This is a genomic window from Pedobacter sp. AC190, from assembly GCF_979258025.1.
In genome coordinates this window covers 2,866,717-2,878,729 of sequence record NZ_OZ409824.1, presented here as the reverse complement: position 1 = coordinate 2,878,729, position 12,013 = coordinate 2,866,717, and the positions used below count along the sequence as shown (strand labels likewise).

Here is a 12,013-nt window from a genome sequence, read left to right as displayed (position 1 = left end):
GCATTTGTATAAACTTCAGTCTCTGCAATGACGGCTTATTTAACCAAATCCTCTATTGCTTTATTCACTTTATCGAAACCGAATTGAGACAAAACAGCCTGCATTGACGCAGAAATTTGCTCATTACAAAGGTTGCCGATGCTTCCTTCGTGTGTATGATTTATTTGGCTCGATGGTGCAAAAGTACCATTTTCTATTTGTTCGCCAACTATTTTATAGGCCTCTCTAAAAGGAACACCTTGCAAAGCTAAATCATTAACAACTTCAACGCTAAATAAATAATCGTATTTCTTGTCTTTTAAAATATCATCCTTTATGCTGATGTTCTGGAACATGAAAGTCGCAATTTCAAGACACTCATTCAGCGAAGTAATGGCAGGAAAAAGATTCTCTTTCAACAACTGCAAATCGCGGTGGTAACCTGATGGAAGATTGGTAATCATCATCGCGATTTCATTCGGCAAAGCCTGAATTTTATTACAACGTGAGCGAATCAACTCAAAAACATCCGGATTCTTTTTATGTGGCATGATGCTCGAACCTGTTGTTAATTCAGGTGGAAAACTGATAAAGCTAAAATTCTGGTTGATGAACAAACATACATCCATCGCCATTTTAGCTAAAGTTGCCGCAACAGCACTCATCGCCTGAGCCAAAATTCTTTCGGTTTTACCACGACCCATTTGTGCATAAACCACATTATAATTTAAACTTTCAAAACCCAATAAATTTGTGGTTAAAGTTCTATTTAATGGAAATGAAGAACCATAGCCTGCAGCAGAACCCAATGGATTTTTATTGGTAATTTTCCAGGCAGCAAGCATCAATTCCATATCATCGGCAAGGCTTTCGGCATAGGCACCAAACCATAAACCAAAAGATGATGGCATTGCGATTTGCAAATGGGTGTAACCTGGCATCAATTTATCTTTGTGCGTGTTGCTCAGCTCAATCAATAAGTTAAATAAGGTTGAAGTTTGGTTAACCATATCTTCAATACAAGCTCTGAAGAATAATTTCAAATCAACCAAAACCTGATCGTTACGTGAGCGTCCACTATGGATTTTTTTACCTGCCTCGCCAATACGTTGCGTTAACAACCATTCTACCTGAGAGTGAACATCCTCAACTGTATCCTCAATGGTAAAATTTCCAGCCTCAATTTCAGCGTAAATATTTTTTAGCTCCTGCTGAACAGTTTTTAATTCTTCAGCAGTAAGCAGATTAATACTTTCCAACATTTGTGTATGAGCCAATGAACCCAAAACATCAAACTTTGCCATTTGCAAATCCAATTCGCGGTCTTTACCAACGGTAAAGGTTTCCACGAATTTATTTACATCTATATTTTTTTGCCAGATTTTCATTTTTACTTTTTTTAACCGCAAAGGGCACTAAGTTTTTCGCAAAGTGTACCAAGCTATTCTATTATTTTACCACGAAGTGCACCGAGTTTTTCACAAGGATTATTTAAGTTAGACACCCAAGCCCTTTACCCTAAACCTTAAAACCCTCAACCTTGTATTACTGGTTTCAACATATTCACATAGCCCTCAACGCCTTCAGCAACCTCACGAACGTATAAAAACTCATCAGCCATATGTGAGCGACCAGAAAAACCTGGCCCACATTTTACCGATGGAATATCCAATAAAGCTTGGTCTGAAGTGGTTGGTGAACCATAAGTTGTTTTACCTAACGCAACACCAGCCTGAACCACTGGATGGTTTTTATCAATTGATGATGGCTTTAAACGGATAGAACGCGGCGTTACATCGCAATCTACATTTGCCCGAATAATTTCCAACACCTCTTCGTTTGTGTAAGCATCGGTAACCCGAACATCAACCGTAAAAGTGCAATTTGCAGGCACCACGTTATGCTGCGAACCTGCGTTAATAATCGTCACTGTCATTTTCAGCGGACCGAAAACTTCCGACACTTTAGGGAACTGATAATTCCTGAACCACTCAATATCTTTTAGCGCTTTGTAAATTGCGTTTTCACCCTCTTCCCTAGCCGCGTGACCAGCTTTACCATGAGACACGCAATCGATTACCAACAATCCACGTTCTGCAATAGCTAAATGCATTTCTGTTGGCTCCCCAACAATTCCGAATTCTAATTCTCCCAAATCTGGCAGAACTAATTCCAAGCCATTATTTCCAGAGATTTCCTCTTCCGCTGTTGCGGCCAAACAGATATTATATTTTAAATTTTCTTGTTCGTAATAATACAAAAACGTACCAATCAGCGAAACCAAACAACCGCCAGCATCGTTACTACCCAATCCAAATAATTTATCGCCCTCAATGGCAGCATCGTAAGGGTCGCGGGTATAACCAGAGTTTGGTTTAACCGTATCATGATGCGAATTCAACAATACCGTAGGTTTACTTGCATCGAAATGCTTGTTGTAAGCCCAAACATTGTTCATTTTGCGATAGATTTTAACACCGCGTTCTTCTAAAAACTGAGCAATTAAATTTGCCGTTCTGTCTTCTTCTTTACTAAACGACTGGATGCGAATTAACTGTCGCAATAAATCCAGACTTTCCTTTTGTATATTTTCTAACAACATAGTATCGAGTAGTTAGTATCAAGTATCAAGACAAATCGTATCTCAATCCTGCACTTTTCATCTGCTTTAAGCTTTATTTCTTTCTGCTTTTAGCTTTCCTTTGTGTACAAATTTCCTGCTTTTAGTGCCGATAATTTAATACCTTTTATTAATGATGAGCTAAAGCCGTTGTGTTCCATTTCGTTTAAACCTGCAATGGTACAACCTTTCGGCGAAGTTACCTTATCTATTTCTGATTCTGGGTGTGTGCCATGTAATAAAAGCAAGTCGGCCGCTCCTTTTGCCGTTTGTACAGCCATTTTAAGCGCTTCATCAGCATGAAAACCAATTTCCACACCACCTTGCGATGCCGCTCTGATTGCCCTCAAAAAGAATGCAATTCCACATGCACAAAGTGCCGTAGCCGAAGTCATTAAATCTTCGTTTATCTTCACAACCGAACCAACCGTTTCAAACATTTTGGTCACATTATCAATATTTTCTGCCGATGCATTATCGCTCGCCATACAAGTCATCGATTGCCCAATAGCGATTGCCGTGTTCGGCATTACGCGAATCACTTCCACATCGTCGCCCAATTTTTCGCGAACCGCAGCACAACTAACACCAGAAATCACCGAAATAACCAAGTGTTTAGCCGAAACTATAGATGAGTTAATTTCATCCAAAACCGTATTTAATTGTTGCGGCAAAACAGCAAGAATCACAACATCAGCATTTGATACGGCATGTTTATTATCGTTACTCACCACAAAACCAGCCTCCGCGAAAGGTTTTAAATGATCGATATTTCTACGGGTAAGCGTAATGTCTTCAGCTTTTGCAAAATCGGCTTTTACCAGGCCTTTCGCTAAAGACAAACCGATATTTCCGCTACCAATTATGGCTATTTTTTTCATGTGGTTCGTTTTATTTGGTTCAGTTACTTACTGATTTTTATATTTTTGAAAAGCAATTGCAGTTTTTCAATTAATGTCAGTCCTGCTATTCACTTCAATCTTTTTTAAACTCATTGTCATACTGAGGTACTAAGCATCTGCAACTTAGTAATCAGATGCTTAGTACCTCAGCATAACAGCTTATTCACGTTGGTGCTAAAAAAAGTATTTCCGCTCCTATCAGGTTTAATTCACATCCGTCATTGCAAATTACGAAGCAATCCTAATGCACTATATTAATAGCTACAGTTTTAAGATTGCTTCGTACCTCGCAATGACGTAGAGATTAAAGAATTGCAGCATGGTTATCCTTTATGCCAAGTCCCCTTTAGCTGATTTAAGGGTTCATCTTCGTACCAAAAGTACCTGCTGCAAGTTCAGCCAATTCATCGGCTTTGCCAATATACACCGCCGAAACCCCTTTCTTAATCGCCTCAAAAGCATTGTGCAATTTGGGTATCATTCCGCCTTGTACCGTTCCATCAGCTTTTAAACCTTCAAATTCATCAGCTTTGATTTCTCTAACAACAGAATTATCATCATTTACATCTTTCAGCACACCTTTTTTCTCGAAGCAATATACCAAACGGGTTTCATATAAAGCCGACATGGCTACGGCAACTGCCGATGCAATTGTATCTGCATTAGTATTTAGCAATTGCGTATCTCCATCGTGTGTAATTGCACATAAAACTGGTGTTAATCCTGCCTTTAATAAACTATCCAACGTTGTCGATGAAACAGAATTTTCGTCTAAATCGCCAACAAAGCCATAATCTATAACTTCTCCAGCTAATGGACCTGGAGGTGTTCCATGTGTTTTTGTAACAATAGGTCGTTTTTTAGCTTTGATAATATTTCCGTCGGCGCCTGTTAAACCAATGGCATTACTACCTTTAGCTTGTAATTGAGCAACCATGTTTTTGTTAATCAACCCTGCATAAACCATCGTAACAATCCGCAACGTTTCAATATCTGTAATCCTACGACCTTCAACCATTTTCGCCTGAATACCTAAGCTTTCGCCCAATTCAGTTGCGATTTTCCCGCCACCATGAACCAAAATTTTATCGCCAGGTAAAGCCGTAAAATCCAACAAAAATTGATGTAAATTTTCAGAATTATCAATTACGTTTCCGCCGATTTTTATGATTGTAAGTTGTTTCATACTTTGAGTTATGGGTTGCCAGTTATGAGTTGCGAGTTTAGGCGCTTAGACCTATAACACGGAACCCGTAACCGGTAACTGTTTTATAATTCCTCCAACATCGATTTTATTACCGCTTGTGCGGCCCACAAACGATTTCCAGCTTCATGTATCACCAATGAATTCGGTCCGTCCAATATCTCGGATGATAATTCCAAATCACGTCTAACGGGCAAACAGTGCATCACTTTCGCATCGTTTGTGAATTTCAACTTTTCATTATTCATCATCCACCCATCCGGATAAGTTAAAACTTTGCCATATTCTTTGTAGCTGCTCCAGTTTTTAACATAAACATAATCAGCGCCAGCCAAAGCCTCTTCTATATTATATTGAATATCTGCACCAGGTGTAAATTCATCAGCCAATTCATAACCTTCTGGTTGGGCGATGGTAAAATCAATCATCCCTTCGGCTTGCGCTTTACACATCCATTCGGCAAAAGAATTTGGAACCGCTTGTGGCAAAGCTTTTACGTGAGGTGCCCACGCCAAAACAACTTTTGGTTTTCTACCATCAGGTTGTTTAGTCCAGGTTTCGTGAATGGTAATTATATCGGCAAAACTTTGTAGCGGGTGGCGAGTTGCACTCTCCAAGCTCACTACAGGAACAGCGCAATATTTTACAAATTTGTTAAAGAAATCTTCGCTGTAGTCTTCCTCACGATTGTTTAATTTCGGGAAAGAACGTAATCCCAAAATATCGCAATATTGACCCATTACCGCAGCAGCCTCACGAATATGCTCAACAGTAGAGCCATTCATTACTACACCATCCTGTGTTTCCAAAGCCCAACCCTCTTTATCCAAATTCATGACCATCACATTCATACCTAAGTTTAGCGCAGCTTTTTGAGTGCTTAAACGGGTACGCAAACTTGGGTTCATAAAAACCAATCCTAAGGTTTTGTTTTTACCCAAACTTTGATGCGCATAAGGATTCGCCTTTAATTCAAGCGCATCTTTTACAAATTGTTTGATGCTCGGAACATCATGTACGGAAGTGAAAAGTTTCATTTTTTTAAGCTTAAAGGTTAAAGCTAAAGGCTTCAAGCTTAATACAAAATGTAGAAAACGTGGCCTAATCCCTAACTTATTATGTTCTCAGTCGCTTCAGCAAGCCTATGAGCATTGCCTTAACTTCATTGTTTTATTATTTATTTCTTGATACTTTTCATCATTTAAGTATCTCAAATCCTTCGCTAGTAAACAAGCATATTCGGCTTCATTACATGAGCCTAACGCCATATCTAAAAACCGAACGAAATCCATTGAAGAATTTCTACCTGCGCCTTCAACGATATTTAGAGGCACAGAATAAGCGGCTCGTTTGACTTGGCTATTCAATCATATTTTTAAGATGGAGGAAATAATGGAAGTATATCTGAATAAACATATAGCACCATTAAATGTGCTTTCTCCCAAACTTCTAATTTTTGATAATCTCTCATTTTCGTTAAAACTTATGTTTACTAGAAAATAGGGGTATCACTAATTTAATTCTTTTCCACCATATTAGCTAATCGTCATCCGCTTTCAGCTTTAGTCTTTTAGCTATTTTACCAACTCACCAAAAGCCGCCAAAAATTCGTCAGCGTGTGCTTTGGTTAAATTCAAGGCTGGCAATAAACGGATAACATTTGGTTTTGCTTCGCCTGTAAAAATATAATGTTTAAATAATAATTGCTTTTTAACATGCGCTAATTCTTCAGGCAATTCAATTCCAATCATCAAACCACGACCACGAACTTCCTTTACCTGCTCAAATCTCTTCAATTCAGTAATTAGATAATTCCCGATTTCTTCAGCATTTTTCATCAAGTTATCTTTTTCCATAACCTCTAAAACCGCTAAAGCCGCAGCGCAAGCCAAATGGTTACCACCGAAAGTAGTCCCCAATTCTCCATGCCAAGGCTTAAATTTTGGAGCAATTGAAATTCCCGCTACTGGAAATCCGTTACCCATTCCTTTTGCCATCGTATAAACATCTGCCTCAACGCCCGAATAATCGTGTGAATAAAACAAACCCGTTCTACCATAACCGCACTGAACTGAATCTGCGATATAAACTGCATTGTATTCATCACAAAGTGAACGGATTTTTTGCAAGAAACTTTTTGAGGCTTCTTTGATTCCACCAACACCTTGGATTCCTTCAATAATTACAGCCGAAATTTCATTGCCCTGAGCTTTAAAAGTTTCTTCCAAAGCTACTTCGTTATTGAACGGCAAAAAGATCACATTTTCAGATTGATTAACAGGCGCTACAATTTTAGGATTATCGGTTACCGCAACCGCTAAGGATGTTCTTCCGTGGAAAGCACCAGTGAAAGCGATTACTTTCTTTCTTCCGTTATAAAATGATGCCAGTTTTAAGGCGTTTTCGTTTGCCTCAGCTCCAGAGTTTACTAGGAATAACTGGAAATCTTTTTTACCTGAAACCTGCCCCAATTTCTCAGCAAGCTGAACCTGTAAAGGGATTTTAACAGAATTTGAGTAAAAACCAACTTTGTTTAATTGGTCTGTTAAACGACTTACATAATGCGGGTTGGTGTGTCCAATTGAAATCACTGCATGACCGCCATATAAATCTAAATATTTTTGTTCGCTAGCATCCCAAACATTGCTGCCAGATGCTTTTGTAATTTCTATATCGTTAAGAGGATAAACGTCGAATAAGTTCATATTTTCTGAGCTTAAAGACTAAAGCTAAAGGCATGAAGCTTCCCGCAAATTTATACAGGTTACTAGCCTAATTTTAGTCTATTAAATATTTAATTAATACTTCAGCATTTCGCTATTATGCTTTAAACTTTGAGCTTTCGGCTTTAAGCCTAAATTAAAAGTTCGCTGCTTTCAATCGCAGGCCTGCTGTTTCATCCAAGCCAAACATTAAGTTCATATTCTGAACCGCTTGTCCGCTTGCGCCTTTCAACAGGTTGTCAATAATGCTGATGATAAACAATTTATTGCCATGCTTTTCTACATGAACCAGCGCTTTATTTGTATTTACAACCTGTTTTAAATCGATGTTTTTCCGACTAACATGTGTAAAAGGATGAGCACTATAATATTCTTCATAAATATTTTGCGCTTCTTCCAAAGTCAAGTCACTTTCTAAATACATCGCTGCCAAAATACCACGCGTAAAGTCTCCGCGTTGCGGAATAAAGCTCAAAGTCTCCGAAAGTGATGGTTGCAATTGTACTAAGCTTTCGCCAATTTCATTTAAATGTTGATGCTCGAAAGCTTTATAAATGGAAAGGTTGTTATTTCTCCAGCTAAAGTGAGAAGTTGTTGCCAAACTTTGTCCTGCACCAGTTGACCCTGTAGTTGCATTAATGTGAACTTCTGCATTGATTAAACCTTTTGCAGCCAATGGAAATAACCCCAACTGAATGCAAGTAGCAAAACAACCTGGGTTAGCAATATTGCTTGCCGTTTTAATTTTATCGCGATTTAATTCTGGAAGCCCATAAACAAAATCACGATCTTCAAAACTAGCATTTGCTGCCAATCTGAAATCTTGTGATAAATCGACGATTTTTATATTATCGTTAATCGGGTTAGCAGCTAAAAACTTTTTTGCATCGCCATGGCCGACGCAAAGAAAAAGCACATCGATATCCTGTGGAATATCATTGACAAAGCGTAAATCTGTATCGCCAATTAAATCAGTATGCACATCAGAAATTAGATTCCCAGCGTTACTGGTGCTATTTACGAAAGCAATTTCAACATTTGGATGATTAATCAGAATACGTAGCATTTCGCCACCTGTATATCCTGCACCACCAATTATTCCTGCTTTTATTTTATTACTCATAATCTGTTCTATCAATTATAGATGGATATGAAAATTAGTTTATATTCCTTCGACAAGCTCAGGATGACAATTTTGAAAGGCAAGATTTCTACTCTAGTCTTTCAGCTTTAAGCCTCTTCCCCATTAACTTTATGCCAAATCATTACCTGGTTACCGAAGATTTTGGAGAAACCCTTAACATCTTCGCCACTCCAGGCGTTGTTCATTTCGCCATAGCTTCCAAATTTATTGCTCATTAAATCGTGGTTAGATTCAATACCAATAATCTGGAAACGATAAGGCAATAATTCAACAAAAACTTTACCGCTCACAAATTTCTGCGTATCGGCTAAAAAAGCCTCAATATTCCGCATAATCGGGTCATGGAATTGACCTTCGTGCAGCCAGTTACCATAGAAAGAAGATAATTGCTCTTTCCAGCTTAACTGCCATTTCGTTAACGTATGTTTTTCTAAAGTATGGTGTGCTTTAATAATTAAAACAGGTGCTGCAGCTTCGAAACCTACACGACCTTTAATACCAATAATCGTATCACCAACATGGATATCTCTGCCAATTCCATAAGGTTGAGCGATGGCTTGTAATTTCTGAATCGCTCTAACAGGTGCTAACGTTTCTCCATCAATGGCAACTAACTCCCCTTTTTCAAAAGTTAATTCCACTTTACGCGATTCCGTTTCCGAAACCTGAGTTGGCCAGGCGCTTTCTGGTAAAGTTTGGTGAGAAGTTAAAGTTTCCTTTCCTCCTACTGAAGTTCCCCATAAGCCTTTATTAATCGAATATCTTGCTTTTTCAGCACTATATTCAACACCATGTTCGGCTAAATATTCTATTTCCGCTTCGCGGGATAATTTCAAATCTCTAATAGGTGTAATGATTTCAACTCCAGGAATAATGATATTGAAAATCATATCAAAACGCACTTGGTCGTTACCAGCACCAGTACTTCCGTGAGCAACATAATCCGCACCAATTTTTTTAACGTAATTCGCAATTGCCGTTGCCTGACTAACGCGTTCTGCACTAACAGAAAGTGGATAAGTTGCATTTTTTAATACATTTCCGAAGATTAAGTATTTAATACAACCATCATAATAACTATCGGTTTCATCTACCACAGCGTGAGATTTTACACCTAAAGCATAGGCTCTTTTCTCTATTTCTTGTAATTCTTCGTCAGAAAAACCACCAGTATTTACAATAACAGAGTGAACTTCTAAGCCACGGTCTTGAGCAAGATAAATACAGCAAAATGAGGTATCAAGACCTCCGCTAAAAGCTAAAACAACTTTCTTCTTCATTATTTATGAAATAATAGGGTAAATAAAACTATGATTGATTTTAATCCAGATTTTGGCTTAACCACTAATCTAGATTTTATGCGCATAAAACGCTCGTATAATCCAGGTTTCTTCTGCAACTCTTCGGCAAAAACCTTTGCGGCCTCGTGTTTCTTTTCGGCAGGATCGTAAAGCATTGCGGTACACATGCAATTTTTACGCTCTTTCATCTTCAAAATCTCGAAGTTTACGCAGCTTTGGCAACCTTTCCAAAAATCCTCATCTTGCGTCAATTCAGAATAAGTAACAGGCTCGTAACCTAAATCAGAATTGATTTTCATTACGGCTAAACCTGTAGTTAAACCAAATATTTTTGCCTTTGGATATAATTTTCTCGAAAGTTCGAAAACTGCTTCTTTAATCGCATGCGCTAATCCTGCTTTTCTATATTGCGGACTAACGATTAACCCAGAATTGGCTACAAACTGACCATGACTCCAGGTTTCGATATAGCAAAAGCCAGCCCAGGTGCCATCTTTATGAAAAGCAATTACGGCTTTGCCTTCCTGCATTTTACCTGAAATATATTCCGGCGAACGCTTAGCAATACCTGTACCTCTGGCTTTTGCTGATTCAGCCATTTCGGTTACAATCTCTTCTGCAAACACATGGTGTTCTGGGATAGCGACTTGTACTATAAATTCATTAATATTCATTCGTTTTCTAACGAAAAATTAAGGTATTCTTGTTAATTGGGTTTTTAGAGAGGATCAATTCCTCGTAGTATTAGTAAGGTGTACTAAATACGCGGCGTAAAATTTTGCCGACTTAGGGGATAATAGAATACGGGTTGAAAACGATTAATAAATAAACTCTCACCAGCTACCAAATGGGCTGTGAAACTTGAAAGTTTATGTAAAAATTGTTTAATCATTTCTTGCGTATTAAAACAGCTTTAACTCTATTGAGGTGCAAAGGTTTAAATAATAATTGAGTTACACAATATTAAACTGATTTTTTTATGTTTTAATAATAATTTATTAAACTAATCTGACCTAACTTTTCAATAAAGCCTCTCTTACCAAAACTTTAACATCTGCTTAACAACATTTAACATTTTCAATTACTGTTTAAACACAATATTTGTATGCCTGTAGCGATTGCAGCATAGCAATCGTTTCTACTGGAAATAAATATTTAAACTCAAAGCCGAAACAGTATGAAATTTTCTACATCTAAAAATTTAAAAAAAATATCCTTAAACGCATTATTTATAATAATGGCCATTTCAATTTTCAGTTCTTGTGCAAAAACAGATAATGCCGACATCACCATTGCGTATTTAAGAGCAGTAAATGCATCTCCTTCTTTAGCAACCTATAATGCTTATCTGGGTGGCAGTCTAATTAGCGCGGCAGCTTTACCTTTCGCTGGTTCTTCAGCATACAGTTCACGAACAGCAGGTACTTACAGTCTAAAGTTTACATCGGGTAGTAATACTGAAAGTTTATTTTCCAAAGACGTTTCATTAAGCCAAAACACTAGTTACTCTTATTATTTGATTAACAAACCTGGTCAGTTGGATGGTTTATTGATTAGCGATGACAGGAGTGTACCCTCTGCAGATAAAGCCTATATTCGTTTTATTAATTTATCTCCCGATGCACCTGCATTAGATTTAATTAAAACGGGCACCACCACTTCTTATGCAACAAATAAAGCTTACAAAACCAATACTAGTTTTGTAGCTGTTGATGCTGGAACCTATTCTCTTGATGTAAAAGATACCGCTAATGGCGCTGTAAAAACAACGAAGACAGATGCTGTATTTGCAGCTGGATATCATTATGATATAATTTGTGGCGGCCTGGTTACACCAGCAAACGATACCGAACGTGCCTTAAATTTGCAGGTTTTAACCATCAAATAATCATTTTTAATTTTAAATACGTTAATAATTCAGGATTATCTTAAACGATAATCCTGAATTATATATCTGATTTTGACCACATTCGCTCAAAATGTTAAACTTTCTAATTTAACAATCACTTATATATGCTGGTTAACAGGCAAATAACATCAAACTAAGTCTACTACTTGTTTTCCTTATTTAGAATTATTCAAAATTATTTGGATTATTAAGAATTGTGCCGTTATTTTGCGGCTGTTTAGAATTAATCCA

Annotated in this window: 11 protein-coding genes; 1 reads left to right on the top strand and 10 read right to left on the bottom strand. The window is 37.6% G+C overall.

What is annotated here, in order from left to right; all coding sequences use genetic code 11:
* Positions 1-35 precede the first annotated feature (35 nt).
* The 10 genes from argH to ACZZZI_RS12585 form a co-directional block, all read right to left on the bottom strand.
* A complete protein-coding gene (argH, locus tag ACZZZI_RS12630) occupies positions 36-1,367 on the bottom strand; it encodes an argininosuccinate lyase (RefSeq protein ID WP_463489606.1) in 1,332 nt (443 codons plus the stop codon).
* A gap of 146 nt (positions 1,368-1,513) precedes the next feature.
* Positions 1,514-2,581, bottom strand: a complete 1,068-nt coding sequence (locus tag ACZZZI_RS12625) for a M20 family metallo-hydrolase (RefSeq protein WP_316755867.1) — start codon at positions 2,579-2,581, stop codon at positions 1,514-1,516.
* 89 nt (positions 2,582-2,670) lie between these two features.
* The gene (gene proC / locus ACZZZI_RS12620; protein WP_316755865.1) at positions 2,671-3,480 is read right to left on the bottom strand and encodes a pyrroline-5-carboxylate reductase; all 810 of its coding nucleotides are present in this window, start codon (positions 3,478-3,480) and stop codon (positions 2,671-2,673) included.
* Positions 3,481-3,856: 376 nt separating this feature from the next.
* Complete coding sequence (gene argB, locus ACZZZI_RS12615) at positions 3,857-4,687, bottom strand: acetylglutamate kinase (protein ID WP_463489605.1); 831 nt, start codon at positions 4,685-4,687, stop codon at positions 3,857-3,859.
* An 83-nt stretch (positions 4,688-4,770) separates the two neighbouring features.
* A complete protein-coding gene (locus ACZZZI_RS12610; RefSeq protein ID WP_424056535.1) occupies positions 4,771-5,742 on the bottom strand; it encodes a Rossmann-fold NAD(P)-binding domain-containing protein in 972 nt (323 codons plus the stop codon).
* Positions 5,743-5,847: 105 nt separating this feature from the next.
* Positions 5,848-6,072 carry a four helix bundle protein gene (locus tag ACZZZI_RS12605; RefSeq protein WP_463489604.1) on the bottom strand — a complete coding sequence of 75 codons (225 nt, stop codon included), beginning with the start codon at positions 6,070-6,072 and terminating at the stop codon, positions 5,848-5,850.
* A gap of 207 nt (positions 6,073-6,279) precedes the next feature.
* Complete coding sequence (locus ACZZZI_RS12600; RefSeq protein WP_424056533.1) at positions 6,280-7,410, bottom strand: aspartate aminotransferase family protein; 1,131 nt, start codon at positions 7,408-7,410, stop codon at positions 6,280-6,282.
* Positions 7,411-7,564: 154 nt separating this feature from the next.
* Entirely contained in the window at positions 7,565-8,551 is a 987-nt protein-coding gene (argC, locus tag ACZZZI_RS12595) for an N-acetyl-gamma-glutamyl-phosphate reductase (protein ID WP_316755855.1), read from the bottom strand.
* Between the two features lie 107 nt (positions 8,552-8,658).
* Complete coding sequence (gene argG / locus ACZZZI_RS12590) at positions 8,659-9,852, bottom strand: argininosuccinate synthase (RefSeq protein WP_316755853.1); 1,194 nt, start codon at positions 9,850-9,852, stop codon at positions 8,659-8,661.
* A complete protein-coding gene (locus tag ACZZZI_RS12585; RefSeq protein ID WP_316755851.1) occupies positions 9,852-10,547 on the bottom strand; it encodes a GNAT family N-acetyltransferase in 696 nt (231 codons plus the stop codon). Before ACZZZI_RS12585 ends, argG begins: the two co-directional genes overlap by 1 nt.
* Before the next feature lie 503 nt (positions 10,548-11,050).
* On the opposite strand from ACZZZI_RS12585, the gene ACZZZI_RS12580 reads away from it, so the two are divergent.
* Positions 11,051-11,761, top strand: coding sequence for a DUF4397 domain-containing protein (locus ACZZZI_RS12580; RefSeq protein ID WP_424056530.1), 711 nt, complete (start codon positions 11,051-11,053; stop codon positions 11,759-11,761).
* The last annotated feature ends 252 nt before the right edge of the window (positions 11,762-12,013 follow it).

Excerpts from the sequence above, each read along its gene's own strand:
- ACZZZI_RS12585 (WP_316755851.1), bottom strand. The coding sequence starts at position 10,547 with ATGAATATTAATGAATTTATAGTACAAGTCGCTATCCCAGAACACCAT.
- ACZZZI_RS12600 (WP_424056533.1), bottom strand. The coding sequence starts at position 7,410 with ATGAACTTATTCGACGTTTATCCTCTTAACGATATAGAAATTACAAAA.
- ACZZZI_RS12625 (WP_316755867.1), bottom strand. The coding sequence starts at position 2,581 with ATGTTGTTAGAAAATATACAAAAGGAAAGTCTGGATTTATTGCGACAG.
- ACZZZI_RS12580 (WP_424056530.1), top strand. The coding sequence starts at position 11,051 with ATGAAATTTTCTACATCTAAAAATTTAAAAAAAATATCCTTAAACGCA.
- argH (WP_463489606.1), bottom strand. The coding sequence starts at position 1,367 with ATGAAAATCTGGCAAAAAAATATAGATGTAAATAAATTCGTGGAAACC.
- ACZZZI_RS12610 (WP_424056535.1), bottom strand. The coding sequence starts at position 5,742 with ATGAAACTTTTCACTTCCGTACATGATGTTCCGAGCATCAAACAATTT.
- proC (WP_316755865.1), bottom strand. The coding sequence starts at position 3,480 with ATGAAAAAAATAGCCATAATTGGTAGCGGAAATATCGGTTTGTCTTTA.
- argG (WP_316755853.1), bottom strand. The coding sequence starts at position 9,852 with ATGAAGAAGAAAGTTGTTTTAGCTTTTAGCGGAGGTCTTGATACCTCA.
- argC (WP_316755855.1), bottom strand. The coding sequence starts at position 8,551 with ATGAGTAATAAAATAAAAGCAGGAATAATTGGTGGTGCAGGATATACA.
- argB (WP_463489605.1), bottom strand. The coding sequence starts at position 4,687 with ATGAAACAACTTACAATCATAAAAATCGGCGGAAACGTAATTGATAAT.